We start from the raw sequence: 26,615 nt of genomic DNA on the forward strand, positions 1-26,615 counted from the left end.
TGCTACCTCTGCGTGAAAAAGCCCTTGCTCGCCAGCTTGGCGAAATACGAGTCGTTGCCGGTGTGGGCCATGACGAGGTCCTCCGCGTTGCGCCGCACGCGGACCAGATCGCCCTGGGCCAGGGTGAAGGACCGCTGCCCGTCGATGGTCAGGCGCACCTCGCCCCGCTGCTCCTCCACCGCGACGCAGAGTTCCTCGTCGCAGGGCAGCACCATGGGGCTGAAGGTATTGAGAAAAGGGCACACGGGCGTGAGGCAGAAGGCCTGCATGTCCGGGTGCACCAGCGGCCCGCCAGCGGAGTTGCCATAGGCCGTGGAGCCCGTGGGCGTGCTGATGATGAGGCCGTCGGCGCGCATGGCGCCCACGCGCTCGTCCGCGCGGGACACGGCCAGGCGGATGAGCCGGGCCATGTCGCCCCGGCTGACCACGACGTCGTTCACGGCGACGCCGGAGCACAGGCTCTGCGCGCCGCGCAGCACCTCGTAGCGCAGGCACATGCGCCGCGAAACGCGGTAGTCTCCCGCCAGCAGGGCTTCCAGGCGCGTGCGCCAATCCGCGGCGCCCTCGGCCAAAAAGCCCACGCGGCCGAGGTTGAGGCCGAGAAGCGGAATGCCGAGGCCAAGGCAGGCGCGCGCAACGCCGATGAAGGTGCCGTCGCCGCCGAGGACCAGCACCATGTCCCAGGGCTTGCCGGCCGGGGGCGGACAGGAGTCGAGCCCGCCGCACACGTTGTGCTCGCACAAGGTGGCGCCTATGCCCCGCTCCTCCAGCCAGGCCACGATGTCGCTTCCAAGGCCCCTGGCCATTTCGTCGCCGGTGCGCAGCATCACCAAAAAGGAACGTTTTTCTTCACTCATGCGCGGACCCTAGACAAATCCGCCTAAACATTCAACACATCCCGGCCAATACGAATTCTACGGAAAGTTGGATTATTTTCACCGATACCCCTAAAGTAATTTAACGCCCCGACCGAAAAGGGATCAGCGAGGAGTGTATGTGATGAATGCCCAGCCAGTGAATGTACGCCTTATGCTGCGCACTTACGGAAAGCAGCTGACAAGCGCCAAGCGGCTGGCCCGCTTCAAGCGCGCGTTGTCCCTTTCCGGCGCGCAGGACATGGTGAGCATTTCGCGGGAGGCCAGACGCAAGGAACTGGTGGAGCGCATATCACAAGAGGTCATTGAAAATCTTCTGGTAAACGGGCAAGACAACCCTGTGGTCAACAAGGTGCTTGCCACGCTGGAACAAGAATTGGGCGAACGGGTGCTCTTCGACTACCCACTCGATGGCGGAGAGGTGCAGATTCTGCGCGAAACCGCGCAAGGCCCCCAGGAAGTCGCCCAGGATGAAAAGATGCGCATCATGCGCAGAGTTTGGGAAATAACCATGAGCAGTGTTGACGAGACGATGCTTTAGACCCTCAAAACAGGGGGGAGAAAAATGGAAATCAAGAAGTTGTATGGCGATGTGAACGCATACGCCTCGCAGAGCGTGCAGGAAACACAGCGCGTGCAGCAGGACCAGGCCACGCAGGACGCCACGGCCGCCAAGCAGTCGGGCGATACTGTTGCCCTCTCCGCGCAGGCCAAGCTGCTCGCCACCACGGTGAGCACCGCCAGCACCTCGCCGGACACCCGCGCCGACAAGGTCCGCAGCCTCAAGGAGCAGGTGCAGGCCGGCACCTACAAGCCGGACATCCGCAAGGCCGCGACCAACCTGCTGCGCGACGAAGTGAGCCTGACCAAGTAACGGCGCCCGCAAGCCCCCCTTGCGCGGCGTTGGCGGCCAGGCCACCTCTCGACCACGCGGAGCAGCGCACAGCCCACAAATAAAATAAAAGCCCCTGCCGACGCGAAATCGGCAGGGGCTTTCTTTTTGCTGGAACCGGCGGCTACTGCGGCTCTGGGGCCTCGGTGGGTGCGGACACCAGGCGGTAATGCGTGGGCATCTTCGAGTCCACCTGCGGGGCCTGCAGGCCAATGCGCGCCTTGGTGTTCAAAATGATGGGACCGGAGAGGTTCAGGGTGGTTTCCTCGGGCTTGTTGCGGGGAATGGTCACCGTCACAAGCACCGCGATCTGGCGGAGGTTCTCCACGCGCAGAATCTTCTTCTCGGCCTGCTCAAGCTTCACGTTGTAGTCGGGGTAGAAGGGAAAGGGGTCGGCCACAAGCAGCCCGAGACCGGGGTCGGTCACGCACTGCAAGAGCAGAAACGGCGAACTGTCGCGCACGGGAATGAGCACGAACTCGCGCTTGTCGTCCAGGCCGATGAGACCGTGCGGAAAATACAGCACGGAATCGCGCGCAACTTCCCGCTCGCCCAGCTTGGTCTGGATTATGATTTTTTTTGTTCTTCCTGCCATAACGACGCCGCTGCAAGCAGATCCTGCTCGCTGGCCTGAAGGGCCAGGCTGTTCTGTTCCTTGATCTTGAGATAAACCTCTTCCCGGTACACCGTCATGTCCTCGGGCAGCTCCAGGCCAAGCTTGATCTGCTTGCCCTGGATGCTCAGCACCTTGAGCTTGATGTTGTCACCCAGATAAAGGCTCTCTCCGGGCCGCCTGGTGAGGATGAGCATAATTCCTCGAAAATCGCCTGTGGGTTCTCTGGCCGCGCCGCACGGAAATGCGCGGCTTGAAAAGACGCTAGCCTATGGCCGGGGGAAATGTCCAGCACGATGACTGGATTCCCGCGCATTCCCTCTCTTCTTCCGTGAGGACTGCACGCCTAGATGTAATCCATGAGGCTCATCTTCATGATCGTGGACGAGGACTTGAGCACGGCCTCGTAAGCGGTCTCCTGCTGCGTCAGCTTGGTCAACAGCGATGTCAGGTCGATGTCTTCCACCGAGCTGAGCTGGGAAGTGACGCTGTCCGTCAGGTTGGTCAAAATCGTCTTGGTCGTGGAGAGCCGGTTTTCGCGGCCGCCAACGCTTGCCAACGCAGTGGTGATCTGCGTCTGGGCGAGCTTTAGGCTGTCCAGGCACTGGGATATGCCGGTCTGGTTGTTCGTTTCCAAAAAGGCGACAAGGTTGCCGACCGTCTCGAACATGTTCTTGGTCGCCGTGCCGCCGTTGCTGGTGTAAAGGCTGGAGCTTCCGCCAAATAGGGACGAGGTGTTGCTGCTGGTGACGGAGAGCCGGTTGCCGTTGGCGTCCAGCACGGCGCTGGGGCTCTGGTAGATGCCGCCGAAAATATCCTTGCCCACGTCGTTGATCTGCACGGTTTCGCTGGCGCTGATCCTCAGGCTCACATCGGCCGTGTTCGGGGTGATGACGAACTGCTGGCCTGCATGGAGCAGGTTCGAACCATTGGAGGTCAGGGTCAAAAGACCGCCGGTGGCGATGTCGAGGGTGGTGGAGTTCGACGTGGCGTCCGCGGCGACGGTGTTGCCGGTGATCCAATTCTGGCCGTTGTCGATGCTGTACGAGTACTCGATGTTGCCGCCCATGGTCGCGTCGTTGTCGATGCGCACCAAGGTGTTGCCGGAAAAGGAACCGCGCGCCATGGCCGAAACGAACTTCGAACCCGTGCCCGTGCTGCTGACCGTCGTGGCCGTCGCATCCGCGTCGTCGCCCTTATAGATCGCCGTGGGCCTTATCCACATCCAGGTGCCGGAGTTGTAGGAGGAGTTGCTGGCCGCGGCGATGGTGATGTCCGTATCGTGTGCGAAAGAAATGGACGTGCCGCTGTCGGGCATGTTGACCGTGATCTTGCCGCCGGCGTCGACGGAGAGGGAGCCGTCCTTGTAGGTGCGGCCGCCGTCCGTGCTGTAGCGCACGTCGCAGTCGCTCATGTGCACCAGCGAACCGCTGCTGGCGTTGCTGTTCACAAACTGCACCAGCACCGTGGTGGAGCTGCTGCCGCTGATGCTGAAGCTGTTGCTGGCGGAAAGGGAGGCGTTGTTCGTGGTCATCCACAAAGACTGGACGAAGGCGTCCGCATCGGTGCTCTGACCGGCGTAGAGGCTCTTGTCCTGATACTTCGTGTTGGCCAGAGCCACGAGCTGCTGATAGATCTGACGCGCCTCGTAGGCGACCTGCGTGCGGTTGTCGGCCGTCATGGTGCCGGTGGCCGCCTGTTCCGCAAGGCCCTTCAGCTTGGTCAGCAGCGTGGAGACAGAGGTGAGCGTGCTGTCCGAGGAGGAAAGCCACCCCTGGGCCGTGCTGACGTTTGTCGAATACTGCGTGTAAGAGTCCAGCGTGGTGCGCAAATTCAAAATGGTGGCGGAACCGGTTGGATCGTCCGACGGCTTGTTCACACGCTTCTGCGAAGACGACTGCTCGTTCAGTTCGGTCAACGCGGTCAGGTTGTTGTTAATGTAATCAACCGACTGCGTGTACATCATCTTTGTGGAAACGCGGAGCATAACCGTCCTCCTCTGCTCTTAGGACTTGAGGCCAAGCAGGGTTTGAAACATCGCGTCGGCCGTGGTGATGAGCTTTGCCGCGGCCGTGTAGGCGTGCTGGTACTTGATGAGATTCGTCATCTCTTCATCCAAGTTCACGCCGGAAATGGCCTGCTGCTGGTCGTCAAGGGCCGAGGACAAGGTCTTCGTATACGAATACTTATACTTGGACTGCGAGGTATCGGCGCCGACAACGCTGACCAGGCCGCTGTAATAGCCGCTGAGGGACTGGCTGACCGTGCCGTTGCGCAGCGTGGTGATGTCGACCTTGGTAGTCAACAAATCCGCAATGGCCTTGGCTGTGGTGCTGTCGCCGCTGTTGGTTTGCCCCGCCCCGTCCACGTGCCCGGCGCATATGTTGTTTGAATTTGTCGTCACGGCCGAGTTGAGCCCAAGGTCGCTGGCCGAGGAACCTGTGAAATACGTGTTCAGGCCAAGGGCGGCATAGAGTCCGGTGGTGTCCGTGCCCAGGTTGAAGGAGTAGCCCTCCTTGGCGGAGATGGACAGCTTGTGGTTCACGATGGTGGCGGTCAAATACGTGCCGTAGGTCTTGTTCACCGCGCTGCACACGTCTTCAAGGCTGTTCGTGGCGGGATTGAAATTCATGCTCGAGGCATTGGAGCTGAAGTCGAGCGCCCCGCCGGTGACCTGCAACCCGGTGCTGTTGTTGTAAATGTACATGAAGGCGCTGCCCGAGGTGAGCTTGCTGGCATATGCAAGCCCGGAGCTGTTGCTGCCAAGGGCCATGTTGTCGTGCTTCGTGGAATACGTGCCCGAGGCATTGCTGAGGCGCGTCAGGCCGGCGCCCTGGCTGTGCGCGCGGTTGACCTCCCACGCCAGGGAGTTGGCGATGGCGTCGAGCTTTTCCTTGTAATTGCCAAGGTAGTCGTTCTTGTAACTGCACAGGGCGGAAAGCGTGCCCCCCGTCATGCGCGAGGTGTCCTGCTCGCCGGAGGCATTGGTGAAGGGGGTGATGTTCTCCTTGGTGGAGGTGTTGGAGTTCCAGTAAAGCCCCTTCATGGGCGTAATGGTGAACTTGTCGCCCGCGGTGAGGTTGGTGGTGGGCACGCTGGTGGAGTCTGTAGAGCTGCCGAACCAGATGGAAAGTTCGCCCACAGCCGTGGCGGTGTCCTTGGTGCGGGCGCTATAGTGCTGCTCGTTGCCGTCCGCATCCTTGAGCCAGGTCTTGCCGCCGTCCACGCTGACGCGGAACTGCGCCGCGCCGGCGCCGCTCGAAACGTTTCCGCCCGAGACAACTTCAAGGGTGTACGACTGCGTGTCGTCGCCGCCAAAATAGATCTGCCCGTCGAAGCTGGAGCCTGCGGTAAGGGCGGTGGTGGCCTGGGGGCCGTCGTAGGATATGCTGAAGTACTCCGAACCGGACACAAGGGTCTGGCCGGACTTGGTGGTGATGCTGACGCTGCCGTCGCTGTTGGAAATGTAGTCGATGTCCATGTAGCCGGCCAGGGTGCGCACCAGCGCGGAGCGGGAATCCTGCAAGCTGCTGGTGTCCGCCGAGGTGGAGGCTATCTGCTTGTTCAGCGCGGAAATCTGCTTCAGGGTCGAGTTGACCGAATCCACCTGCTCCGTAATGGCTGCGTCGGCCTGCTGCGCCTGGGTGGTCAGGTCCGTGTACATGGACTTCAGGGTAGAAACGAGGGTTTGGCTGCTGGTCAACACGGTATTGCGGTTGCTGGCGCTGCTGGTGTTCCCGGTCAGATCGGTCCAGGCGGAAAAAAACTTGCCCAGCGTATTGGAAAGGCCGTAGCCGGAGGTCTCGTTGAACAGACTCTCGGTGTTGGAGAGATTGGTGTACAGGGACTCCCAGCGGTCGCGCATGGTGGCCTGGTCGTAATACTGGTTTTCAATGTACTGGCTGTAAGAGCGCTGGATGCCCTCGGCCCAGACGCCAGTGCCGATGCTGCCGCCCGAGCTGTCGATGTAGTACGACTCGGCAAAGTTGACCGTCTTGCGGCTGTAGCCGTCGGTGCTGACATTGGCGATGTTTTCGCTGGTGACAGAGATTGCGGTCTGGGCGGCTCCGAGAGCGAGCTTGCCCGTGTTCATTATGCCGCTGAGGCCCGACATTTACAGCCTCCCGTGGAACACGCTGGCTTGCGGCTGCAAGCTCTTGGCAAAACGGCCGCGGCGTGAGTACAGGTCGGACTTGCCCGGCTCGATGGCCTGGTGCAAATGCTTCAGAAGCTTCAGGCTCTGGTCGTACAGGCCCATGGCGAGCTGGCGGTTCTTGTCCGCCTGGATGGCGCACATCTGCTCCGCGCGGTCCAGATCCTGAAGCAGCACGCTCAGCATCTCGGCGTCATCGCCTGTCAGCTCCTGCACCACCTCGCGCACGCGCTTTCTACCGGGGTAGGCCGCGTGGATGATGGCGCGCAGGGACTGCCGCTCCAGCGCTATCTGGCGCATGAGCTCCTGGATGGAAAATTCAAGGGTGCTGACGTTGTGCGGCCTGCGCTCGCACAGGTCGGCAAATTCTTCTTCCAAAAGGGAGGACAAGAGCGCCAGCGCACGAATCTGCCGGGACAAATTTTCCTGAATGCTCCTGATCATCGTGCTCCCCCTCCTGATCGCGGCCGCTTCGGCTCTTGAATTACGTTTTTATTCAAGGATGTTATAAAAATTCTCTAACGGTTCAGCCGTGGAATGAAGACCACGGCCTACCCGATGGTTGCAAGTTTGCGGCCAGTGCCGGCTCGGGTCATCCGCCCGGTCTGGCCGTAGATGATTCCCTGCTCCTGCCCCGTTGCCGCGCCAGCTCCGCCGAAGCCGGAGGCGCCGTAGCCGCTCGCCGCGGCCGCGCTTTGGGCCGTTGCCTGGGCCATGGTCTGGGATGACGATTGCGCCGTCGTTTGCGCCGCGCTGGGCTGCACGCCGTTCACAAGCTGCCGGTGGTCGTAGTCGGCCTCAATGCGCTTGGCCAAGGTCTCCACATCCGCCATCACGTCGCCCGGCACCGAGGCCGGACGCTTGGGAGCGCCGCCCGCGGAGGAGCCCAGGGAGAGGCTTCCGTTGGCCCGCGGCGAGGTTATGGTCGGGGTGCTTTCCGGCGCCTTGCCGATTGTCTTCTTGGCGGAAACCGCCGTGCCCGACTGTCCGCCCGCGCTGCCCATGGGCCGTAGGGGCGCCGGGTGAGAGGGACGGTCCAGGGTGCCGCTGACAGTTGACGGCGTGCCGCTGGTCTTGGTCAGGTCCACGGCGCCGACGGCGCTCTTCGCGGGCACGGCGCCCGTCTTGGAGGCCTCGGCCTCGGCCTTGGCCGCGGCCAGGGTGTCGAGCCCGGCCTTGCCGGTGATCTTCGTGGTGTTCTTGAGCTTGTCCTTGAGCTGCTTGTAGAGCATGTCGCCCAGGCCTATGCCGCCGTCTCCCGCCATCTTCTCCGCAAAGTCGCGGTCGAACATGGAGCGGTACATGTCCTCCTGGGGCGAGTGCATGAGCCCGCTCTTGGGAATGGTGGCGCGCATCTGCTCCCACATCTTGCTGATGAACACGGCCTCGAAGTCCGTGCAGGCCTTGCGCAGCTTCTGCTGCGAGTTCTGGCCAGGCGTCAGGTCGCCCTTCAGACGGTCCACCTGCTGCCGCAAGGCCAGCAGCTCGCTGTCCTGGGCCTTCTTGGCGGCCAGGGAGGCGTCTTGGGCGAAATCGGCCATGGCTACAAAACCTCCAGGTCCGCGTGCAGAGAGCCCGCCGCCTTGAGCGTGCGCAGGATGGAGATGAGGTCGCGCGGGGTTGCGCCGACGGAATTGAGGCCGTCCACAAGCTCCTGCAGGGTCGCGCCCTCCATGAGCAGCAGGCGGTTGTTCTGCTCCTTCACCTTCACGTTGGTCTGGGGCGTGGTGACGGTTTGCCCCTGCGAGAACGGCCCGGGCTGGCTCACCTGCGGCGTCTCGGCCACAACGATCTGCAAATTGCCGTGGGCCACGGCCACCTTGGTCAGGCGGACGCTGCCGCCAAGAACCACGGTGCCGGTCTTCTCGTCCACAACCACGCGGGCGCGGGAGTCGGGCGAAACATCCAAGTTCTCCAGCGAGGCCATGAGCGGCACAAGGTTGTTCTGGAACTTCGGGGGAATGGTCATCTGGATGGTGGAGGCGTCCGTGGCCTTGGCGTAAGAGCCGCCCACCGCGCCGTTGATGCGCTTCACCACCTGCATGGCGGTGCCGAAGTCCGGCGTGCCGGAAAGGTTGATGGTCAGCCCGTCCTGTCTGTTGAACTGGAAGGGCACCTCGCGCTCAATGGTGGCGCCGTTGGGCATGCGCGCCACGGTGGTGATGTTCTTCTGGGCCGTGGCGGCCTGCCCTTCTGCGGAGTAGCCGCCGAGGGTCAGGGAGCCCTGGGCCACGGCGTAGACGCGGCCGTCCAGCCCGCGCAGGGGCGTCAACAGCAGCACGCCGCCCAAAAGGCTCTTGGCGTCGCCCATGGAGGACACGGTCACGTCGATGGTGGAGCCGGGCCGGGCCGAGGACGGCATCTTGGCCGTGACCATGACCGCGGCGGTGTTCTTGGGCTTCAGCGCCGTTGCGGAGACAGAGACGCCCATCTTCTCCAGCATGTTGGCCAGGGAGCGGATGGTGAACTCGGAGGTGGAGCCGTCGCCCGTGCCGGAAAGGCCGACCACCAGGCCGTAGCCCACCAGTTCGTTGCTGCGCACGCCGGAGAAGCTGGCGATGTCCTTCAGCCGCACGGCGTTGGCCGGAGCCACGCCTCCAAGGATGAAGAGCGTGAGACATAAAAGGATGACAGCCAGGATGCGCATTCTCTCGCTCTTGCGGCTGCGTGTGAGTGTTCCGTACTGCATGTGGACCTCCAATGGGCACAGGACCTAGAACGGCCAGACGTTGTCGATGATCCTCGACAGCCAGCCGCTGCGCTGCTTGTCCGAAAGCTCGCCCTGGCCGTAGACTTCGATGCGCGCATCCGCCAGGGAGGAGGACGGCACGGTGTTCTTGGAATCGATGTCGCGCTGGCGCACCAAGCCGCGCACCACGAGAATCTGCGTCTCGGCGTTGATGCGGATTTGCCGCGCGCCCTCCACCTGCATGACCTTGCCGGGCAGCATGCGGATGACGCGGGTGGCCACTGTGGCGGTGAGGGTGGACTCGGCCTTGGTCTCGCCCGTGCTCGTCAGCGAACTGTCGCTGGTGGTGTTCACCCCCGCCCCAAGGCCCAAGGCGCCGGGAACCACGCCGCTGGCGACCTTGTAAGCTCCGCCGGGCTTGGCCGTAACGGAGTAAAGGTTGCTGCTGGTCTTGGTGGCCGTGGTGTTGGCCTTGTGCTTGCCTGTGGTGGTCTCGGTCACGGTGACCATGACGATGTCGCCGACCTTGTTGGCGCGGTTGTCGTCAAACAAGAAGTCCGACTGGCCGGCCTCGAAGAGCGAACCGGGATTGTTCACCGGCTCCGGCTCGATGTTGTTCAGCTGGGTGAGCACCGGCTCGGGCATGGGCTTTTGCTCCGCCGCACAGCCGCCAAGGGCGGCAAGAAGGATGATGGCCGGAATACGCTTCTTCATGGTCTATACCTCGATGTTTGGCCGCGTCAGAAGGTCCTAATGGACCACCACGGTTTCCGCGTCCTGGACGATGGCCATGATCTTTCTGCCACTTTGCAAATTACGGACCTGGAGCTTTTGCCCGACGCCGGCGTCGGACATGGCCTGGGCCTTGACCTGAAGGCGGATGTTGTCGCCCTCGTACACAAGATTCACCTTGTCGCCCTTGGCGATGACCGGCACGGGCTCTATGTCCGAGAGCCGTATGACCTGGTCCACGCCGACGCTTCTGACCATGCGCCAGGGGCCGCCGGTGCCGTCCCAGGCATTGTCGTTGAAGGCCAGGTTGCGGCGCTTGAACTGCACATGGGCCGGGTTCACGGGATCCAGGCGGTTCAAGGGCCGCACGGGCACGGGCAGGGCGCGCCACACGTTGACGAAGGCCGAGGCGGCATAGCGCTTGACGGACTTGCCGTCGTGGCTCTTGACCTCGAACAGCAGGTTGACCCGGCCCGGCTTCAACTCGTTCGAGGCCTGGATCTCCAGCTTGTCGTGCTCGTTGGGCAGAAAAATATAATCCGGGCCGTGCACGTCCTTCAGGTCGATGTCTCCGCTGAAGGCCGGCCCGCGCGCCGTCAAAAAGTCGACAACACGCTGTGTCAGGTCCAGGCCGTCGACGACCTTGCCGCCGCGCTGCACGACGAGCTGCAAGGGCAGGACGCACGTCCCGGCCAGGTCTTCCGCGTGGAAGCGCAGCATGGCCAGCAGCCGCTCGCGCGAGAGCGCGGTCTGGTGCCCCGGCCGCTCCGGAGAGTTCCACAGGGGCCTGGCGGCAAGCTCCTTCCATGCGCTGGGGCTTATGGAGCCCTGGGGCACGGCGATTTCGCCCAAAAGCACCTTGGGGCCCTGGACGCAGGCCGCGTTCCTGATCTGCAGCCACCAGCCCTGGCGCGTCTCCAACGCCTGGGCCGGGCCGGCCAAAAGAAGCACGCAGGCCGCCACGGCGAAAAGGGCGAAAAGCCCCCTGCCCATAGCCGTCTTTCGCGCTGTGCCGCTGGCGATCATTGTCCCCTGCTCCCTTTTAGCGCTTCACGTTGATGGCGGTCTGCAGAATGGTGTCCGAGGTGGTCATGGCCTTGGAGTTCACCTCATAGGCGCGCTGGCCGATGATGAGCCCGACCATTTCGTCGACCATCTCCACGTTGGAGGTCTCCAGGTAGCCCTGGGCCAGGGTGCCGAAGTTGGTGTCGCCGGGGGTGCCCTGGGTGGGCGCGCCGCTGCCGTCGGTCTCGACGTAGAGGTTGCGGCCCGTGGCCTTGAGTCCGGCCGGGTTCACGAAGTTGTAGATGGGCAGATCCGCGCCCGCGATCTCCTTGCCGCTGGTGTCCAGGGCGGAAATGCGGCCCTTTTCAGAGATGGTCAGGGTGCTCGTTTCCGTGGGCACGGTGAACTCCGGCTGCAGCGGGTAGCCGTTGGCGTTGACGATGCGCCCGTTGTTGTCGAGCTTGAAGTTGCCCGAGCGGGTGTAGACGTCGTTGCCGTTCTGATCGAGCTTGAAGAAGCCCTGACCTTCGATGGCGATGTCGAGCGTGTTGCCGGTGTTCGAGAAGCTCCCCTGAGAGAAGAACTTGTGCACGGTCACCGGGCGCACGCCCATGCCGACCTGGTAGCCGGTGGGCAGGCGGTTGCCGCCCTCGTTCAGGGTGCCGGCGACGCTGAGCGTCTGATACATCAGGTCTTCGAACTCGGCCCGGCTTTTCTTGAAGCCCGTGGTATTCACGTTGGCAAGGTTGTTCGAGATGACGTCGATGCTTGTCTGCTGCGCGACCATGCCTGTGGCGGCGGTCCAAAGTGAGCGCATCATATGGCGTTATCCTCCTGCGTAAAGCCGGGCCTAGCTGACCTGGCCGACCTTGTTGATGACGAGAGACTCCATGCCGTCCGTGGTGGTCATGATCTTTTGATTGATCTCGAAGGCACGCTGGGCTTCCATCATGTTCACCATTTCGGAGACGATCTCCACGTTGGACTTTTCCAAATAGCCCTGCTGCACGCTGACCCCCTCGGCGGGGATCTCGGTGGCGCGGCTGCCCTTTCTCAGTTTGAACAGGTTCTTGCCCTGCTTTTCCAGCGACTTCGGGTCGGACACATTGACGATGTCGAGGGTGCCGATGTCGTCGCCGTCGGCGGTGATGCGCCCGTTGGAGTCGATGCTGATCTTGTTGTCGCGGGGCAGCGTCAGGGCGCTGCCGCCTCCCAGCACCTCGTAGCCCTGCTCGGTTATCAGCCTGCCGTCGCTGGCGAGCTGAAAGCTGCCGCTGCGCGTGAGCATGTCGCCCTCGGGCGTGCGGACCTTGAGATAGCCGTCGCCCACAAGGGCGACATCCAGGGGGTTGCCCGTGGCCTGCATGGAGCCCTGGCTCTGGTCGGAGTACTGGCCGCTCAAACGCGGGCGGGCCTGTACGTAAGCTCGGGGCCAAATTTCATCGGCACGCAGGTTCTGACGGTCGTCCGTCAAATAATCCGTCGCCAGGCGCTGGAAGGTGTCTTGGAAGGCGTACGCGTCCTTTTTGAAGCCCGTAGTGTTCACATTCGCCAAATTGTTGGTGATTGTGTTGAGGCGAACCTCATTGGACATGGCTCCGAAGAGCGCGCTGTACATACTTTCGCGCATGGAATCCTCCTGGTCTGCGGCCACTGATGCAAAGAGCGCGCCAGGATTTTTCGTCCATCCGATCCAAGCGGGCCGCACCTGGTGCAGGATGGCGCGGCATGCCCGCGAAGGCTTGTAAATATTCTGCTAGCCAAAGATTGGTTTTTCGTTGACAAGGTACTAAGGCCCGACTAGATAGGCCGTGCGGGCGGGTGTAGCTCAATGGTAGAGTACGAGCTTCCCAAGCTCGGTGTTGCGGGTTCGATCCCCGTCACCCGCTCCAAGGCCTCAAGGATTCGACCGCCTGTACCTCGCCGGTTCCCGAGATATGGTGGGCCTTTTGGTCCACTTTTTTGTTTGTATTGGAACCGCTAGCTAAAGACGGTTTGTAAATGACGCGCTCACCCCTGTTAGAACGGCTTACCGGGATCATCACCCCGGCACTGGAACCTTTGGGCGTCACGCTCTGGGGCGTTGAATTCGCCTCGGCTGGCAGCCGCATGGTTGTGCGCGTGTATATCGACGCCGAAAACGGCGTCAGCATCGACTCCTGCACGAGAGTGAGCCGGGCCCTTGGCGCTGTGTTTGAAGCCGAGGACGCCCTGCCCGGCGCTTACGTGCTTGAGGTCTCCTCCCCGGGGTTGGAACGCCGCTTCTTCTCCGCCGCGCAAATGGCCGCTTTTGTGGGCCGCGTGGTGGATTTGCGGCTGTACGAGCCCCAGGACGGACGCAGACACCTGCGCGGAGAGCTCAAGGCCGTCGAGGGCGGCGACATCAGCGTGGACGAGGCCGGCGTGGTGACACGCGTGGCCTTTGAACGTTTGAAGGGCGCGCACCTAGTGCATGAATTTCCCGAGGTTGGACTGGCGGCCAAATAGCCGCGCACCAGCCGCCGGAGACACACGTTTTTTGGACGGGCCGCAGACGGCCCCGTAAGGCAGGCCGCACAAAACGGCCCCAATTGGTAATTAGGACGCAGAATCTCGCGCCGGACAACGCCCACGCGGCACCGGCGGCACCGGAGGGAGCGCCATGAGTTCAGAGCTGAAGAAAGCAATCGACCAGATCAGCAAGGATCGCGGCATCGACCGCGACCTGCTTATCGACACCCTGGAAGAGGCCGTGCGGTCCTCCGTGGCCCGCAAGTACGGCGAGCAGATGGACATCGAGGTGAATTTCAACGAGGAACTGGGCGAGATTCAGGTCTACCAGTTCAAGGTCGTGGTCAGCGAGATCAACGACCCCGTGAGCGAGATTCTGCTGGATGAAGCTCGCGAGCACGACCCGAACATCTCCCTCGACGACGAAATGGGCTTCAAGGTCAACATCGAGGACCTGGGCCGCATCGCCGCGCAGAGCGCCAAGCAGGTCATCATCCAGCGCATGCGCGACGCCGAGCAGGAGATCATCTTCGAGGAATACCGCGACCGCAAGGGCGAGATCGTCTCCGGCATCGTGCAGCGCCGCGACCGCACCGGTTGGATCATCAACCTGGGCCGCACCGAGGCGCTGTTGCCGAAGGAAGAGCAGATCGCCCGCGAGCGCTACAAGCGCGGCGACCGCATCCAGGCCTATATTATTGAGGTGCAGAAAGAGTCGCGCGGACCGCAGATCGTGGTCTCCCGCTCGCACCCGGACTACATGGGCGCGCTCTTTGCCCGCGAAGTGCCCGAGGTTTACGACGGCACGGTCAAGATCATGGGCGTCGCCCGCGATCCCGGCCTGCGCGCCAAGGTGGCCGTCACCTCCCGCGACCGCGACGTCGATCCCGTGGGCGCCTGCGTCGGCATCCGCGGCTCGCGCATCCAGAACATCGTGCAGGAGCTCAAGGGCGAGCGCATCGACATCGTCGTGTGGAGCCCGGACATCGCCGTGTACGCCCAGAACTCCCTCTCCCCCGCCGTCATCAGCCGCATCATGGTCGATGACGAGGAGAAGACCCTTGAAGTGGTGGTGCCGGACGACCAGCTCACTCTGGCCATCGGCCGCAAGGGACAGAACGTCAAGCTCGCCGCCCATCTGCTCGGCTGGAAGATCGACATCTTCACCGAGAGCCGCTACGGCGAACTGAACGCGGACAAGAAGGGCATGGACCAGCTGGCCAGCGTGGCCGAGGTCAGCATGGACGCCTTCATTTCCGCCGGACTTGAAACCACCGCCCAGCTTGTGAGCGCCGACGAAGAGCAGCTTCTCAAGGTGGAAGGCATGACCCCGGAGAAAATCCGCGACATGCGCGCGGCCATCAATATCCTCGGCCTTGCGCCCGCGCAGGGTGAGGAAGAAAAGACCGCCGAGTAGGCGGGTGCGAATGTGAACGGCCAGCCAGAAGGCGATGGGCCCATCCGCACGTGCTGCATCTGCAGACGTCGGCTGCCCAAGGCCGAACTGCTCCGGCACATCCGGGGCGTGAGCGAAAACGGGGAAGGGCTGGTGCCCGATCCCCGAGGCAAAATGCCCGGCAGAGGGCTTTATGTGTGCGGCCAGGCCGAATGCCGCGAGAGATTTCTCCGCTACGGGGACCGGCGGAAGAAGCGCTAACAAGGGGAACGTGAATGGTGACAAAGCTCAAGGTGAAGGACCTGGCGACCGAACTTGGCATCGGTCACAAGGAGATCCTGCAGCATCTGCGGGACATGGACATCCAGGTCAAAAGCTTCATGAGCACCCTGGAGGATGACGAGGCCGACCGCCTCAGGCAGTCGCTGCGCGGAACGCCTTCCGCCCAGACCGAAGTGGTGCGCCGTCAGGTGCAGCCCGGCGTCATTGTGCGCAGCCGCAAGGCCAAGCACGGCGCGGAGGAACACCACGAGGAGCCCGCCGCCACGCCCGAAGCCCCTGCCGCCCGCGAGCCCGAGGCTGAAGAAGCCCCGCACGTCACGCGCATAATCAGCGAGCCCAAGGCGACGGAGCCGGAAACGGCCCCCGAGGCCGCTGCGCCCGAAGCCCCGGCTCCCGAGGTCAAGGCTGAAGAGCCCAAGAAGCACGAGGCCGACGAACCTGCTCCGGCCAAGGTGGTGCGCCGCGCCGCCGAGCCCGCTGCGGAACGTCCCGCGCGCATCATCCATCGCGAAGAGCCCCAGGCCGAGCCCGAAGCTCCCAAGGCCGAGGCTGCCGCCCCTGTTGCGGAGCCCGTGGCGCCCCCCGCTGCCCCGTCCGCTCCCACCGCGCGCATCATCAGCGAGCCCGTGAAGCCGGCGGTCGAGGCCGCTCAGGCCGAGGAAGCCAAGGCTCCCGCCGAAGCCAAGGCCGAAGAGCCCAAGGCGGCCGAAGCCGTTGCCGAAGTCGCCCAGACGGAAGCAGCCAAGCCCGAAGCAGCCAAGCCCGAAGCGTCCAAATCCGAGGAAGCCAAGGCCGACGCTCCCAAGGACGAAAAGCCCGCCCGCAAGCCCAAGCGCGAGTTCATCGTGCCCGCTGCGCCGCAGGTCCGCATCATTTCGCGTCCCGAACCCGGCAGCACGCCGCCGCCGTCCAGTCAGCCTCGGCGTCCGGAGTTCTCCGCAGGACATGAAGGCGGCGCGCGCCCCTACACTCCGCGCCCGTCCAACATGCCCGCTGGCGGTCCCGGCTACGCGCCGCGTCCGTCCAACATGCCGGCCGGCGGCCCGGGCTATGCCCCGCGTCCGTCCAACATGCCCGCTGGCGGCCCCGGCTACGCGCCGCGCCCCGCAGGCGGCCCTGCTGGCGGTCCCGGCGCTCCGGTCGTTCCGCCCAAGGAAGGCGACGATCGCGCCCGGCGCAAGCCGCATCGCGTTGTGGAGTTCCCCGGCGGCAGCACCGACGAGGATCGCCGCAAGGCCAGCAACACCGCGGCCAAGAAGAAGCCCAGCTTCGCCCCTGCTCCCGTGGTTTCCGAGGACGGCGAGTCGCCCATGCGCCTCAAGTCCAACAATCGCCGCAAGAAGCATCGCGGCGGCATGGAGCAGCGCGAGGAAGTGAAGCCCGTCGGCAAGCGCAAGATTCGCATCGACGAGCATATCCGCCTTTCCGACCTGGCGCACCAGATGGGCGTCAAGGCGCAGGCCATCATCAAGGTCCTGTTCGGCATGGGCATGATGGCCACCATCAACCAGGCCCTGGACATGGACACCGCCACCCTGCTGGCGGGCGAGTTCGGCCACGAGGTGGAGAACGTCTCCTTCGACGAGCAGGAGTTCCTGTCCGTCTCCACGCCGGACACCGCCGAGGACCTGAAGCCGCGTCCGCCCGTGGTCACCATCATGGGCCACGTCGACCACGGCAAGACCTCGCTGCTCGACGCCATCCGCAAGACGAGCATCGCCTCGGGCGAAGCGGGCGGCATCACCCAGCACATCGGCGCCTACCACGTGACCACGAGCCGCGGCGAAGTCGTGTTCCTCGACACGCCCGGCCACGAAGCCTTCACCGCCATGCGCGCCCGCGGCGCCCAGGTGACGGACATCGTCGTGCTGGTTGTCGCCGCCGACGACGGCGTGATGGACCAGACCCGCGAGGCCGTGAACCACGCCAAGGCGGCCAAGGTGCCCATCGTGGTGGCCGTGAACAAGATCGACAAGGAAGGCGCCAACCCCGACCGCGTGAAGCGCGAGCTGGCCGAGTTCGACCTCGTGCCGGAAGACTGGGGCGGCACCACCATCTTCGCCAACGTGTCCGCCAAGCAGCGCATCGGCCTCGACGAGCTGCTGGAAATGATCCTGCTCCAGGCCGAAGTGCTGGAGCTCAAGGCCAATCCGAACAAGGCCGCCAAGGGCCACATCGTTGAGGCCAAGCTGGACAAGGGCCGCGGACCTCTCGGCACCGTGCTCATCCAGGAAGGCACGCTGAAGAACGGCGACGCCTTTGTCTGCGGCACCGTGCACGGCAAGGTGCGCGCCATGTTCAACGACCAGGGCAAGAAGATCAAGCAGGCCGGTCCGGCCATCCCGGTCGAGATCCAGGGCTTCGACGTGGTTCCCATCGCCGGCGACGAGTTCGTGGTCGTGGCCGACGACAAGGTCGCCCGCCGCATCGCGGAGACCCGCGCGGCCAAGCAGCGCGAGAAGGACATGGTGGGCAAGAGCAAGCTCACGCTGGAGAGCTTCCTGGCCTCCAGCCCCACCAACGAGGCCAAGACCCTCAACCTGGTGCTCAAGGCCGACGTGCAGGGCTCTCTCGAAGCCATCACCGAGGCCGTGAACAAGCTCTCCACCGACGAGGTGAAGATCCAGGTCGTGCACGGCGCCACCGGCGGCCTGACCGAGAGCGACATCCTGCTCGCCACGGCCAGCCAGGCCATCATCATCGGCTTCAACGTGCGCCCCACGGCCAAGGTCAAGGACATGGCCGACAGCGAGCACGTGGAAATCCGTTTCTACGACATCATCTACAAGCTGGTGGGCGAGATCAAGGACGCCATGAGCGGCATGCTCGCCCCCGACATCCAAGAGGTCTACCTGGGCCAGGCCGAAGTGCGCAACATCTTCAGCGTACCCAAGGTCGGCACGGTTGCGGGCTGCGGCGTTGTGGACGGCAAGCTCACCCGCGCGGCCAAGGTCCGCCTGCTGCGCGACGGCGTGGTCATCTACACGGGCGCCCTCAACTCCCTCAAGCGCTTCAAGGACGACGCCAAGGAAGTGCTCAAGGGCTACGAGTGCGGTGTCGGCCTGGAGAACTTCAACGACATCAAGATCGGCGACGTCATCGAAGCCTTTGAAACCAAGGAAGTGGCCCGCACCATCGATTAAGGCGGGGCATTGCCATCGCCCGGAGATGGACTTACATGATCATCGGCGTGCTCACTTTGGAGTTCCGCCTGCACGGCAACGACTCGCTCAAGGGTAAGCGGCAGGTGGCGCAGAGCCTCAAGCAGAAGCTGCGGAACACGTTCAACGTGGCTGTGAGCGAAGTGGACGCCCAAGATGCGCACCAGAAACTGGTGCTGGCGGTGGTGACGGTTTCCGGCGAAACCACGAAGGTGGAAAGCCGATTATCCAAGGCCCTGGCGATGGTGGAAGCCATTTCCCCGGCGGAGCTCGTGCGCTGCAACACGGAAGTGTTCGGCAGCGACGGAGAAGTTGAATGAAGGCCTCAGGTACAAGACGCTCCATACGCATGGGCGACCAAATCCTCCAAGAGCTGGCGATAATGCTCTTGGAGGAAGTGCAGGACCCCCGCCTGGAGCTTGTGAGCCTTTCCGGCTGCAAGCTCAACGCGGACATGAGCATCGCGCTCGTGTCCTTCACCGTGGGCGGCGGCGAGGAACGGCGCAAGCTGGCCCTCGACGGCCTGAACAAGGCCAAGGGGTTTCTGCGCTCCGGCCTGGCCCGGCGCATGAACCTGCGCTCCCTGCCGGATCTGCGCTTCACGCACGACGACTTCCTCGAGGACATGGTCTATGCCAAGCCCGGTCGCGCAGATAGCTGATCTTATCCGCAGGACGGACCATTTCCTGGTGGCCTCGCACGCCAATCCGGACGGCGATGCCATCGGCTCGACCGTGGCCTTGGGTCATATTCTGTCGGCCCTGGGCAAGGACTTCCACCTGTATAATCCCACGGGTCTGCCGCGCCAGTTCGACTGGCTCACCCTGCCCGGCCCCATCCACGACACGCTGACCGGCGCCGAGGCCAACTGGATCTTCGTGCTCGACTGCGGCACGGAAAGCCGTGTCGGCCCGGAACTGCACAAGGTGATGGGCACGCGCCCCATGGCCAACGTGGACCACCACCTGGGCAACCCGAATTTCGGGCAGTTCAACTGGGTGGACGACTCCTACCCCGCCGTTGCGGCCATGATGGCCGACCTGGCCGACGAGCTCGGCGTGCCGCTGACCGGCGCCCTGGCCGAGGCCGTTTACCTGGGCATCGTCACGGACACGGGGTTCTTCACCTTCGACAACACCGATCCCCGCGTCATGGAGCTGGCCGCCCGGCTCATCCGGCTGGGCCTCAAGCCGGGCTACGTCAACGCCAAGATCCGCAACCAGTGGAGCGTGAGCCGTTTTCGGCTCTGGGGCGAAAGCTTCGCCACCACGGAGATGTTCTTCGGCGGCAAGGTGGCCATGGCGTATGTCACCCGCGAGATGATGGAGCGCACCGGCACCACTGCGGCGGACTGCGAAGAGATCGTCAATTTTCTGCGTCGCCTGCGCGGCACCCGCGCCGCCGGCATTCTGCGAGAGGAGCCGGACGGCGCCTTCAAGTTCAGCCTGCGCTCCACCGGCCCGGACAATGTTCAGGCCGTGGCCGCGCTTTTTGATGGCGGCGGGCACCGCAACGCCGCCGGCGGCACCATCGCCGACAGCCTGGACTCGGCCAAAAATCGCCTCGTGAAGGCACTTGGCGAAGGCCTCGGACTGGTGTAGAGGATGGGCAGAAGACGCAAAAGGTCCGACTCGCAGTTGGACGGCCTGCTGGTGCTGAACAAGCCCTCTGGCCCGACGAGCGCGGGTTGCCTGAACAGCATCAAGCACGGGCTCGGCCAGGGCAAGATAGGCCACGCAGGAACCTTGGACCCCTTGGCCCAGGGCGTGCTTTTGGTCCTTTTGGGCCAGGGCACCAAGGTGGCCAGCTACCTGACGAGCGGGGCCAAGGTTTATAGCGGCATGATGCGGCTTGGAATCACCACGGACACCTTCGACATGGAAGGCAAGGTGGTGGAAGAAAAGCCGCTCGACAATATTTCGCAAGAAGATGTGCGGGCGGCCATCCTGTCCTGGAAGGACCTCACGGAACAGGAAGTGCCCGCATACTCCGCGGCAAAGCACGAGGGCAAGCCCCTCTACGAACTCGCCCGCAAGGGTGAGGCTGTGCCGATCAAGGAGAAGCGTATCGAGGTGTATGAGGTCGAACCGCTGGAAATCGAGCTTCCCTTCGCACGGTTCAGGGTACGTTGCCTGGCGGGCACGTACATTCGATCCCTGGTCCACAGCTTGGGGATTCGGCTCGGGTGCGGAGCGGCGCTTGCGCAGCTCACGCGGGAGGCGTGCGAGCCTTACGGGCTCGACGTTTCGTACAGTCTAGACGAGGTTCTTGGCGAACCGGAGCGTTTTGCCGAGCGGGTCATCCCGCTTGCCAAGGCGCTTCCGCATTGGCGCACCATCGCGCTTTCCCCCACTCTGGCCGCCCTGGTGAAAAACGGGGCCTGGCTGCCGGTGGGCGGACCAAGCGGTGACGCGCTCGCGGGGCAACCCGGCGAGCAGGTCATGCTGGTTGAGGAAAGCGGCGAACCGGTTGCCCTGGCGGAGGCGGTTGCCAAGGACGGAGCCTTGCGCTGGACGATCCTGCGCGGACTGTGGCAAGAGGCCACCCCCGCCACCTGAACGGGAAGCTCCCGGCACAACTGTCCGGCTAAAATCCAACAAGCCAGACAAGGAGGATACTGCTGTGGTTATGACGCCTGAAGGCAAGACCAAGGTTATCGAGAGCTTCAAGCGGGCGGAGGGCGATACCGGCTCTCCTGAAGTCCAGGTTGCGCTTTTGACCGAGCGCATCACCTACCTCACGGAGCACTTCAAGGTGCACAAGAAGGACTTCCACTCCAAGACCGGCCTTCTGAAGATGGTCGGCCAGCGCCGCAAGCTTCTCAATTACCTCAAGAACAAGGACATCCAGCGCTATCGTGATCTGATCGAGCGCCTGGGTCTCCGCAAGTAGCAAGAACGTCCGCACGGGCGGGGGCCGCAAGGTTCCCGCCCGCACGGCTTAGACCAGCGGGCGAATCGTCGCCCGCAGACAACCTCAAGCCCAGAAGCACGCGCGGCTCCAGACCCCTTTAGTTGGCTGCGGTAAGCGTTCTTGCGACAACGCAAGAGCCCTTTCCCAAGCCGGCTAAACATCGGGCAAGGAGCGGGCATCTGGGCAACAACCCTTTGGAGGGTTCATGCTCGTACCTCACAACAAGATCAGTCTTTCCACCCGCGCAGGCGACCTGGACATCACGCTCGAGCACGGGCTGATGGCCAAACAGGCCAGCGGCGCCGTGTGGGTCCAGTCCGGCGGCACGGTGGTGCATGTCACCGCCGTCAGCCAGCCCCTGGAAATCGACCGCGGCTTCTTCCCCCTCACCGTGAACTACCAGGAAATGTCTTACGCCGCCGGCCGCATCCCCGGCAGCTACTTCCGCCGCGAGATAGGCCGCCCGAGCGAGCGCGAGACCCTGGTCTCCCGCCTCATCGACCGTCCCATCCGCCCCATGTTCAAAAAGGGCTTCCGCGACGAGGTCCAGATCATCGCCACGGTGCTCTCGGCCGACAGCCACACCAACCCGGACGTGCTGGCCATCACCGGCGCCTCCGCCGCGCTGCACCTTTCGCACATGCCCTTTGAGGGCCCCATCGCCGGCGCCCGCGTCGGCTATGTGGACGGCAAGTTCGTGCTCTTCCCCACTTACAAGCAGATCAACACCGAGAGCACGCTGAACCTGATCTTCGCCGCCACCCGCTCGGCCATCGTCATGGTCGAGGGCGGCGCGAGCTTCGTTTCCGAGGAACTGGTGGCCGAGGCCCTGGAATGGGGCCACAAGCAGCTCATGCCCGTGTTCGACATTCAGGACGAGCTGCGCGAGAAAGTCGGCAAGCCCAAGATCGAAGTGGTTGTGCCCAAGCCCGACGAGGCCATTGTCGCCTACGTTGAGGAGATCGCCACCCCGACCCTGACGGCCGCCTTCGCCATCACCGAGAAGATGGCCCGCCGCGAAGCCAAGGAAATCGCCAAGTCCAAGGCCCTGGAGGCCGTGAGCGAAAAGTTCGCGGAGATCGAGGACGCCAAGAAGCAGGCTTCCGGCATCGTGAACGACCTGGAGAAGAAGATCGTGCGCGAGCGCGTGCGTGTCGAGGGCGTCCGCCTGGACGGCCGCAACACCACCACGGTGCGCCCGCTTTCCATCACCGCCGGCGTGCTGCCCATGACCCACGGCTCGGCCCTGTTCACCCGCGGTGAAACCGCCGCCCTGTGCGTGGCCACCCTCGGCAGCAGCCGCGACGAGCAGCGCATCGAGACCCTCGAAGGCGAGGACACCAAGCGCTTCATGCTGCACTACAACTTCCCCCCGTACTGCGTGGGCGAAGTGCGCATTCTGCGCGGCCCCAGCCGCCGCGACATCGGCCACGGCGCCCTTGCCGAGCGTTCCATCTCCCCCGTGCTGCCGAACCCCGACGAGTTCCCCTTCACCCTGCGCGTGGTCTCCGAGGTCATGGACTCCAACGGATCCTCCTCCATGGCCACGGTTTGCGGCGCCTCCCTCGCCCTCATGGACGCGGGCGTGCCCATCAAGGAGCCGGTGGCGGGCATCGCCATGGGCCTCATGAAGCAGGGCGAGGACTACATCGTCCTCACCGACATTCTTGGTGACGAAGATGCGTTGGGCGACATGGACTTCAAGGTCGCCGGTTCCGCTCGCGGCATCACCGGCATCCAGATGGACATCAAGATCACCACCGGCATTCCCTACGACGTGCTGCGCAAGGCCCTGGCCCAGAGCCGCGACGCCCGCATGCACATCCTGGAGCACATGAACATGTGCCTGGCCGCGCCCCGGCCCCAGCTCTCCCCGCTGGCTCCGCAGATGGAAGTGGTGTTCATCAATCCCGAGAAGATCCGCAGCGTCATCGGACCTGGCGGCAAGAACATCAAGGCCATCACCGCCGAGACCCAGGCCGCCATTGATATCGAAGATTCCGGCAAGGTGGCCATTTTCGCCCCCAACACCGAGAGCATGCAGAAGGCCAAGGCCATGGTGCTCTACTACGACCAGACTCCTGAACCGGGCCGCAACTACCTGGGCACCGTGAAGAAGATTCTGGAAGTGGGCGCGCTGGTCGAGATTCTGCCCGGCGCCGAGGGCATGCTGCACGTTTCCCAGATGGACGTGGAGCGTGTGGAGCGCGTGGAAGACCTGCTGCAGCTTGGCCAGGAAGTGTGGGTCAAGGTCATCGAGCTGGAGCCGGGCGGACGCATCCGCCTGTCCCGCAAGGCTTGGCTCATGGAGCAGGCCGGCCAGGAAGTGAACCTGGACGAGTTCCGCCGTCCGCCTTCCTCCGGCCCCCGCCGTGACGGCGACCGTGACCGCGGTGGACGCGGCGGCGACCGTGACCGTGGCGGACGCGGCGGCGACCGCGGCGGACGTCGCTAGACCATAGCGAAAGCAACTCTAGGCTGCCCCAGGCGCCCGGCCCTTTTTGGAGGAAACCGGACGCTTCGGGGCAGCCTTATTTTTTGTGCGGCAGGGTGAAAAGCTCAGGGCTCGGCAGGAGGGTCGCTGGCGGCCGCGCCGGAATACGGCAGCACGTTCCAGGGCAAACGCTCCTTGGCCCGCTTGAGGGCAAAGGCCTCCACCTCCTGGTGCCACAGGGAGAAATCCTGCAGCAGCGTCACGGCCAGCGGCGTCAGCTCGTAGCCTTTGCGGCCGCTGGCCTTGGCCAGAAGCGGCTCGCCCAGAGCCTCCTCCGTGCTCTTGATGCGCCCCCAGGCCGCGCGGTAGCTCATGCCCAGGGCCTTGGCTGCCTGGTTCAGGGAGCCAAGGCGCGCCACCTGCTCCAGCAATTGGATGCGCCCCAGTCCGAAGAGCATGCGCCCCCCGGTCTCCAGCCACAAATGCACGCGCAGCACTGGCGCGGCGGTTCCAACCCCGGCATCGGCCCCGTTCGTCTTCTTTGCGCTCATGGCACCTCCAGCTTCGGCGCTTGGCGCGCCCCTTTTCTCGTATCAGATATGGCAGAACAAGCGACCGGCGTAAAGAAATTCCGTGCCCGCCCCTTGGCAGGCGTCATTTCGTACCTACTTCCACAAGTTGCGCACACCGAGCACCAGGATATCCATGCAATCAGCCGAACTGACTCAAAATCCCACCCGCCTCATCTGGAACCTCTCCTGGCCCCAGGTGCTGATGATGCTGTTCAACTTCCTCATCGGCTTCGTGGACGTGTGGGTGGCGGGCAAGATCGACCACCGCGTTCAGGCCAGCCTGGGCATCATCACCCAGTCCCTGTTCCTGTTCCTGGTCATCGCCACGGCCGTGGCCGGGGGCGCGGTTGCGGCCATCAGCCAGTCCTTGGGCGCGGGCAAAAAACTCCGCGCGGAGCGCTACATCGGCCTGTGCCTGTCCATCGCCGCGGTATCCGGGCTGGTGTTCCTGGCCATCGGCCTGCCCCTGCGCGACCTGCTGGTGCGCGCCCTGCAGGTGCCCGACGACATCGTTCCCCTGACGCGCTACGTGCTGCAGGTTTTCCTCTACACCCTGCCGCCCTATTACATGATGATCATGCAGAACGCGGTGTTCCGCGCGCGCAGGCAGGTCATGGTGCCGCTGTACACCATGATATTGGTGACACTGGTGAACACCCTGGGCGACCTGGGCTTCGGCCTGGGGCTGTGGGGACTGCCCAACCTCGGCGTCACCGGCGTGGTCTGGTCCACCTTCTCGTCCATCATGCTCGGCGCGGTGTTCGGGCTCTATGTGCTCTGGCGCGACAACACCCTGCGCCGCAAGATCTTCGCGCCCTATTGCTGGGTGCGCCGCGCCTTCCCGTACCTGTTCAAAGTCGCCATGCCCGCTGGATTCATGCAGATCGTCTGGCATTCCGGCTACCTGGTCCTTTTCGCCATCACCGCCAGCCTGCCCAGGGACAGCGTTGTGGCCCTGGCGGGCATGGCAGCGGGGGCGCGCGTGGAGTCCCTGCTCTTTCTGCCCGCCTTCGCCCTCAACCTTACGGCGAGCATTCTTGTGGGGCACCTGCTGGGCGCGGGCAAGCCGGATGAGGCCAAACGCATGGGCCTGCGCATCCTGGCCATCGGCCTGGTGAGCATCGGCATCCTCGCCGCGCTGCTTTGGCCGTTTCTGGGCAACATCGCAGGCTTCATCGCGCCCATGCCGCAGGTCCAGGCCGAGGCAGAAAACTACCTCGTGTACAACGTCCTGGCCATCCCCTTCACCCTCACCACCATGATTCTGGCCGGGGCGCTGGCCGGGGCCGGAGCCACCATATACAACCTCGTGGGCATGGGCCTGGGCACCTGGCTGGTGCGCCTGCCCCTGGCCTATCTCCTCGGACACGTCATCCTGGGCACGGCCACCGGCGTGTGGTTCTCCATGCTGGCCTCACAGGCTTGCCAAGCGGCCATCCTGTTCTACATATTCACCCGAAAGGACTGGCAGCGCTTCGCCATGTCCAAAACCCGGAATGGAAAACACTGATGAGCACCTGCGAAACCTTCGAGCACATCTGTCTGAAGCATCAGGAAGAGTACAAGACCGCCCTGTGCGCCTGCCCTGAGGTCACCTCGGACTACGCCTTTGCCAACCTCTACGGCTGGGCGCCCCACTACGGCCTCAAGTGGCGCTTCGACAACGGGCTGGTGTGGCTGAAGCAGACCCTCGGCCAGGAAATTTTCTGGGCCCCGGTGGGCGATTGGTCCAAGATCGACTGGGCCAAGCTGCCCTGCCTGGCAGGTCCGACGCGCTTCACCCGCGTGCCCGAATCCCTGCTGGCCATCTGGAAGCAGGCCTTCGGCGAACGCCTCCGCGCCACCGAGGCACGCGACCACTTCGACTACGTGTACTCCGTGCCCGAACTCGTCGAGCTCAAGGGCAACAAGTTCCACAAGAAAAAAAATCTGCTGAACCAATTCGAAAAGAGCAACATCTTCGAGTACACGCCCATGCAGGCCGACTGCGTGGAGGAAGTGCTCGACATGCAGGCCGAGTGGCACGGCTGGCAGGAGCACCCCTCGGAAGCCCTGGAGGCCGAGAACGAAGCCATCAGCCGCGTGCTCAAGGTGTTCGACCGCCTGGGCAGCCTGCTCGGCGGCACCATCCGCGTCGGCGGCAAGGTTGTGGCCTACACCGTGGGCGAATGCCTGAACAAGGACACCATGGTCATCCACTTCGAAAAGGGCGACACGCGCTTCAAGGGCATCTACCAGGCCATCAACAATCACTTTCTGGCCGCCCAAGAGGATCGCTTCACCTTTGTGAACCGCGAGCAGGACCTGGGCGACGAAGGCCTGCGCAAGGCCAAGCTCTCGTACAACCCCGTGCACTTCATGCAGAAGTACGATGTGGAACTGGTGTAGCGCAGCGAATATCCCTCCGG

27 protein-coding genes and 1 tRNA gene are annotated in these 26,615 nt (G+C 63.8%); 15 read left to right on the forward strand and 13 right to left on the reverse strand.

Features of this window, described 5'->3' with window-relative positions:
- Positions 1-2 precede the first annotated feature (2 nt).
- Entirely contained in the window at positions 3-857 is an 855-nt protein-coding gene (locus ACYQ4W_RS06940) for an NAD(+)/NADH kinase (RefSeq protein WP_459854549.1), read from the reverse strand.
- A gap of 142 nt (positions 858-999) precedes the next feature.
- Between ACYQ4W_RS06940 and ACYQ4W_RS06945 the strand changes: the two genes are divergently transcribed.
- Both ACYQ4W_RS06945 and flgM read left to right on the forward strand, forming a co-directional pair.
- Entirely contained in the window at positions 1,000-1,416 is a 417-nt protein-coding gene (locus ACYQ4W_RS06945; protein WP_459858505.1) for a DVU0524 family FlgM-associated protein, read from the forward strand.
- Positions 1,417-1,440: 24 nt separating this feature from the next.
- Entirely contained in the window at positions 1,441-1,749 is a 309-nt protein-coding gene (flgM, locus tag ACYQ4W_RS06950; RefSeq protein WP_459854552.1) for a flagellar biosynthesis anti-sigma factor FlgM, read from the forward strand.
- Positions 1,750-1,891: 142 nt separating this feature from the next.
- Here the strand turns inward: flgM and fliW are convergent, their stop codons facing one another.
- The 11 genes from fliW to flgF all read right to left on the reverse strand — a co-directional run bounded on the left by fliW (position 1,892) and on the right by flgF (position 12,589).
- Positions 1,892-2,362 (reverse strand): flagellar assembly protein FliW, encoded by a 471-nt coding sequence (fliW, locus tag ACYQ4W_RS06955; protein ID WP_459854555.1) that lies wholly within the window; start codon positions 2,360-2,362, stop codon positions 1,892-1,894.
- On the reverse strand, positions 2,335-2,577 hold the full coding sequence (csrA, locus tag ACYQ4W_RS06960; protein ID WP_459854557.1) for a carbon storage regulator CsrA: 243 nt from the start codon (positions 2,575-2,577) through the stop codon (positions 2,335-2,337). Before csrA ends, fliW begins: the two co-directional genes overlap by 28 nt.
- Positions 2,578-2,726: 149 nt before the next feature.
- Positions 2,727-4,367 (reverse strand): flagellar hook-associated protein FlgL, encoded by a 1,641-nt coding sequence (flgL, locus tag ACYQ4W_RS06965; RefSeq protein ID WP_459854560.1) that lies wholly within the window; start codon positions 4,365-4,367, stop codon positions 2,727-2,729.
- Between the two features lie 18 nt (positions 4,368-4,385).
- Positions 4,386-6,494 (reverse strand): flagellar hook-associated protein FlgK, encoded by a 2,109-nt coding sequence (gene flgK / locus ACYQ4W_RS06970; protein ID WP_459854562.1) that lies wholly within the window; start codon positions 6,492-6,494, stop codon positions 4,386-4,388.
- Positions 6,495-6,977 carry a flagellar export chaperone FlgN gene (gene flgN / locus ACYQ4W_RS06975; protein WP_459854564.1) on the reverse strand — a complete coding sequence of 161 codons (483 nt, stop codon included), beginning with the start codon at positions 6,975-6,977 and terminating at the stop codon, positions 6,495-6,497.
- Positions 6,978-7,084: 107 nt separating this feature from the next.
- Positions 7,085-8,074, reverse strand: coding sequence for a rod-binding protein (locus tag ACYQ4W_RS06980; protein ID WP_459854567.1), 990 nt, complete (start codon positions 8,072-8,074; stop codon positions 7,085-7,087).
- A gap of 2 nt (positions 8,075-8,076) precedes the next feature.
- On the reverse strand, positions 8,077-9,222 hold the full coding sequence (locus ACYQ4W_RS06985; protein ID WP_459854570.1) for a flagellar basal body P-ring protein FlgI: 1,146 nt from the start codon (positions 9,220-9,222) through the stop codon (positions 8,077-8,079).
- Between the two features lie 24 nt (positions 9,223-9,246).
- Complete coding sequence (locus ACYQ4W_RS06990) at positions 9,247-9,936, reverse strand: flagellar basal body L-ring protein FlgH (protein ID WP_459854573.1); 690 nt, start codon at positions 9,934-9,936, stop codon at positions 9,247-9,249.
- A 36-nt stretch (positions 9,937-9,972) separates the two neighbouring features.
- Entirely contained in the window at positions 9,973-10,980 is a 1,008-nt protein-coding gene (gene flgA, locus ACYQ4W_RS06995) for a flagellar basal body P-ring formation chaperone FlgA (RefSeq protein WP_459854575.1), read from the reverse strand.
- Between the two features lie 16 nt (positions 10,981-10,996).
- Positions 10,997-11,779 carry a flagellar basal-body rod protein FlgG gene (flgG, locus tag ACYQ4W_RS07000; RefSeq protein ID WP_459854578.1) on the reverse strand — a complete coding sequence of 261 codons (783 nt, stop codon included), beginning with the start codon at positions 11,777-11,779 and terminating at the stop codon, positions 10,997-10,999.
- A 30-nt stretch (positions 11,780-11,809) separates the two neighbouring features.
- Positions 11,810-12,589, reverse strand: coding sequence for a flagellar basal-body rod protein FlgF (gene flgF / locus ACYQ4W_RS07005; RefSeq protein WP_459854580.1), 780 nt, complete (start codon positions 12,587-12,589; stop codon positions 11,810-11,812).
- Between the two features lie 187 nt (positions 12,590-12,776).
- Between flgF and ACYQ4W_RS07010 the strand changes: the two genes are divergently transcribed.
- From ACYQ4W_RS07010 to pnp, 11 genes are all read left to right on the forward strand, one after another.
- Positions 12,777-12,851: transfer RNA gene (locus ACYQ4W_RS07010), tRNA-Gly, on the forward strand.
- 109 nt (positions 12,852-12,960) lie between these two features.
- Complete coding sequence (locus tag ACYQ4W_RS07015; RefSeq protein ID WP_459854582.1) at positions 12,961-13,446, forward strand: ribosome maturation factor RimP; 486 nt, start codon at positions 12,961-12,963, stop codon at positions 13,444-13,446.
- A gap of 154 nt (positions 13,447-13,600) precedes the next feature.
- Positions 13,601-14,866 carry a transcription termination factor NusA gene (nusA, locus tag ACYQ4W_RS07020; protein WP_459854585.1) on the forward strand — a complete coding sequence of 422 codons (1,266 nt, stop codon included), beginning with the start codon at positions 13,601-13,603 and terminating at the stop codon, positions 14,864-14,866.
- A 12-nt stretch (positions 14,867-14,878) separates the two neighbouring features.
- Complete coding sequence (locus ACYQ4W_RS07025; protein ID WP_459854587.1) at positions 14,879-15,106, forward strand: YlxR family protein; 228 nt, start codon at positions 14,879-14,881, stop codon at positions 15,104-15,106.
- A gap of 14 nt (positions 15,107-15,120) precedes the next feature.
- On the forward strand, positions 15,121-18,270 hold the full coding sequence (gene infB, locus ACYQ4W_RS07030; protein WP_459854590.1) for a translation initiation factor IF-2: 3,150 nt from the start codon (positions 15,121-15,123) through the stop codon (positions 18,268-18,270).
- A 35-nt stretch (positions 18,271-18,305) separates the two neighbouring features.
- Positions 18,306-18,608, forward strand: coding sequence for a DUF503 domain-containing protein (locus ACYQ4W_RS07035; protein ID WP_459854592.1), 303 nt, complete (start codon positions 18,306-18,308; stop codon positions 18,606-18,608).
- A complete protein-coding gene (rbfA, locus tag ACYQ4W_RS07040) occupies positions 18,605-18,949 on the forward strand; it encodes a 30S ribosome-binding factor RbfA (protein WP_459854594.1) in 345 nt (114 codons plus the stop codon). Before ACYQ4W_RS07035 ends, rbfA begins: the two co-directional genes overlap by 4 nt.
- The gene (locus tag ACYQ4W_RS07045; RefSeq protein WP_459854597.1) at positions 18,921-19,889 is read left to right on the forward strand and encodes a DHH family phosphoesterase; all 969 of its coding nucleotides are present in this window, start codon (positions 18,921-18,923) and stop codon (positions 19,887-19,889) included. The genes rbfA and ACYQ4W_RS07045 overlap by 29 nt, the downstream gene beginning before the upstream one ends.
- Before the next feature lie 3 nt (positions 19,890-19,892).
- Positions 19,893-20,846 (forward strand): tRNA pseudouridine(55) synthase TruB, encoded by a 954-nt coding sequence (gene truB, locus ACYQ4W_RS07050; protein WP_459854599.1) that lies wholly within the window; start codon positions 19,893-19,895, stop codon positions 20,844-20,846.
- A 64-nt stretch (positions 20,847-20,910) separates the two neighbouring features.
- Positions 20,911-21,180 carry a 30S ribosomal protein S15 gene (gene rpsO / locus ACYQ4W_RS07055; protein ID WP_459854601.1) on the forward strand — a complete coding sequence of 90 codons (270 nt, stop codon included), beginning with the start codon at positions 20,911-20,913 and terminating at the stop codon, positions 21,178-21,180.
- Between the two features lie 226 nt (positions 21,181-21,406).
- Positions 21,407-23,656, forward strand: a complete 2,250-nt coding sequence (pnp, locus tag ACYQ4W_RS07060) for a polyribonucleotide nucleotidyltransferase (RefSeq protein WP_459854603.1) — start codon at positions 21,407-21,409, stop codon at positions 23,654-23,656.
- Between the two features lie 104 nt (positions 23,657-23,760).
- On the opposite strand, the gene ACYQ4W_RS07065 is transcribed toward pnp, so the two are convergent.
- Entirely contained in the window at positions 23,761-24,186 is a 426-nt protein-coding gene (locus tag ACYQ4W_RS07065; RefSeq protein ID WP_459854605.1) for a winged helix-turn-helix domain-containing protein, read from the reverse strand.
- A 154-nt stretch (positions 24,187-24,340) separates the two neighbouring features.
- On the opposite strand from ACYQ4W_RS07065, the gene ACYQ4W_RS07070 reads away from it, so the two are divergent.
- Both ACYQ4W_RS07070 and ACYQ4W_RS07075 read left to right on the forward strand, forming a co-directional pair.
- Complete coding sequence (locus ACYQ4W_RS07070) at positions 24,341-25,717, forward strand: MATE family efflux transporter (protein WP_459854607.1); 1,377 nt, start codon at positions 24,341-24,343, stop codon at positions 25,715-25,717.
- Entirely contained in the window at positions 25,717-26,595 is an 879-nt protein-coding gene (locus tag ACYQ4W_RS07075; RefSeq protein ID WP_459854609.1) for a DUF2156 domain-containing protein, read from the forward strand. The genes ACYQ4W_RS07070 and ACYQ4W_RS07075 overlap by 1 nt, the downstream gene beginning before the upstream one ends.
- The last annotated feature ends 20 nt before the right edge of the window (positions 26,596-26,615 follow it).

This window comes from Humidesulfovibrio idahonensis (assembly GCF_054657715.1).

Excerpts from the sequence above, each read along its gene's own strand:
- ACYQ4W_RS06940 (WP_459854549.1), bottom strand. The coding sequence starts at position 857 with ATGAGTGAAGAAAAACGTTCCTTTTTGGTGATGCTGCGCACCGGCGAC.
- ACYQ4W_RS06945 (WP_459858505.1), top strand. The coding sequence starts at position 1,000 with ATGAATGCCCAGCCAGTGAATGTACGCCTTATGCTGCGCACTTACGGA.
- flgM (WP_459854552.1), top strand. The coding sequence starts at position 1,441 with ATGGAAATCAAGAAGTTGTATGGCGATGTGAACGCATACGCCTCGCAG.
- fliW (WP_459854555.1), bottom strand. The coding sequence starts at position 2,362 with ATGGCAGGAAGAACAAAAAAAATCATAATCCAGACCAAGCTGGGCGAG.
- csrA (WP_459854557.1), bottom strand. The coding sequence starts at position 2,577 with ATGCTCATCCTCACCAGGCGGCCCGGAGAGAGCCTTTATCTGGGTGAC.
- flgL (WP_459854560.1), bottom strand. The coding sequence starts at position 4,367 with ATGCTCCGCGTTTCCACAAAGATGATGTACACGCAGTCGGTTGATTAC.
- flgK (WP_459854562.1), bottom strand. The coding sequence starts at position 6,494 with ATGTCGGGCCTCAGCGGCATAATGAACACGGGCAAGCTCGCTCTCGGA.
- flgN (WP_459854564.1), bottom strand. The coding sequence starts at position 6,977 with ATGATCAGGAGCATTCAGGAAAATTTGTCCCGGCAGATTCGTGCGCTG.
- ACYQ4W_RS06980 (WP_459854567.1), bottom strand. The coding sequence starts at position 8,074 with ATGGCCGATTTCGCCCAAGACGCCTCCCTGGCCGCCAAGAAGGCCCAG.
- ACYQ4W_RS06985 (WP_459854570.1), bottom strand. The coding sequence starts at position 9,222 with ATGCAGTACGGAACACTCACACGCAGCCGCAAGAGCGAGAGAATGCGC.
- ACYQ4W_RS06990 (WP_459854573.1), bottom strand. The coding sequence starts at position 9,936 with ATGAAGAAGCGTATTCCGGCCATCATCCTTCTTGCCGCCCTTGGCGGC.
- flgA (WP_459854575.1), bottom strand. The coding sequence starts at position 10,980 with ATGATCGCCAGCGGCACAGCGCGAAAGACGGCTATGGGCAGGGGGCTT.
- flgG (WP_459854578.1), bottom strand. The coding sequence starts at position 11,779 with ATGATGCGCTCACTTTGGACCGCCGCCACAGGCATGGTCGCGCAGCAG.
- flgF (WP_459854580.1), bottom strand. The coding sequence starts at position 12,589 with ATGCGCGAAAGTATGTACAGCGCGCTCTTCGGAGCCATGTCCAATGAG.
- ACYQ4W_RS07015 (WP_459854582.1), top strand. The coding sequence starts at position 12,961 with ATGACGCGCTCACCCCTGTTAGAACGGCTTACCGGGATCATCACCCCG.
- nusA (WP_459854585.1), top strand. The coding sequence starts at position 13,601 with ATGAGTTCAGAGCTGAAGAAAGCAATCGACCAGATCAGCAAGGATCGC.
- infB (WP_459854590.1), top strand. The coding sequence starts at position 15,121 with ATGGTGACAAAGCTCAAGGTGAAGGACCTGGCGACCGAACTTGGCATC.
- ACYQ4W_RS07035 (WP_459854592.1), top strand. The coding sequence starts at position 18,306 with ATGATCATCGGCGTGCTCACTTTGGAGTTCCGCCTGCACGGCAACGAC.
- rbfA (WP_459854594.1), top strand. The coding sequence starts at position 18,605 with ATGAAGGCCTCAGGTACAAGACGCTCCATACGCATGGGCGACCAAATC.
- ACYQ4W_RS07045 (WP_459854597.1), top strand. The coding sequence starts at position 18,921 with ATGCCAAGCCCGGTCGCGCAGATAGCTGATCTTATCCGCAGGACGGAC.
- truB (WP_459854599.1), top strand. The coding sequence starts at position 19,893 with ATGGGCAGAAGACGCAAAAGGTCCGACTCGCAGTTGGACGGCCTGCTG.
- pnp (WP_459854603.1), top strand. The coding sequence starts at position 21,407 with ATGCTCGTACCTCACAACAAGATCAGTCTTTCCACCCGCGCAGGCGAC.
- ACYQ4W_RS07065 (WP_459854605.1), bottom strand. The coding sequence starts at position 24,186 with ATGAGCGCAAAGAAGACGAACGGGGCCGATGCCGGGGTTGGAACCGCC.
- ACYQ4W_RS07070 (WP_459854607.1), top strand. The coding sequence starts at position 24,341 with ATGCAATCAGCCGAACTGACTCAAAATCCCACCCGCCTCATCTGGAAC.
- ACYQ4W_RS07075 (WP_459854609.1), top strand. The coding sequence starts at position 25,717 with ATGAGCACCTGCGAAACCTTCGAGCACATCTGTCTGAAGCATCAGGAA.